Annotated in this window: 1 protein-coding gene; it reads left to right on the top strand. The window is 59.0% G+C overall.

Features of this window, described 5'->3' with window-relative positions; all coding sequences use genetic code 11:
* A partial coding sequence (locus KVT28_RS25615; RefSeq protein WP_306665702.1) for a GAD domain-containing protein occupies positions 1-256 on the top strand: 256 nt, incomplete at both ends.

Below are 256 nucleotides of genomic sequence, written 5' to 3'. Positions count from 1 at the left end.
CGCGCGAAAGGCTTCGAAGGCGTACAGAGCCCGGTTGCCAAGTTCCTCAGCGCAGAAATCGTTGAAGTCATTCTCAACCGTACTGGCGCCCAAGATGGCGACCTGATCTTCTTCGGTGCGGACCGCGCCAAAGTGGTGGGGGATGCGCTGGGTGCGCTGCGTCTGAAAGTGGGCCGCGATCTGCAGATTACTGATGACAAAGCCTGGGGGCCGCTGTGGGTGATCGACTTCCCAATGGTTGAGGAAGATGATGAGG

This window comes from Pantoea sp. GbtcB22 (assembly GCF_019091025.1).
Classification (GTDB): Bacteria; Pseudomonadota; Gammaproteobacteria; order Enterobacterales; family Enterobacteriaceae; genus Pantoea; species Pantoea leporis.
This window is presented reverse-complemented; position numbering and strand designations above follow the sequence as displayed.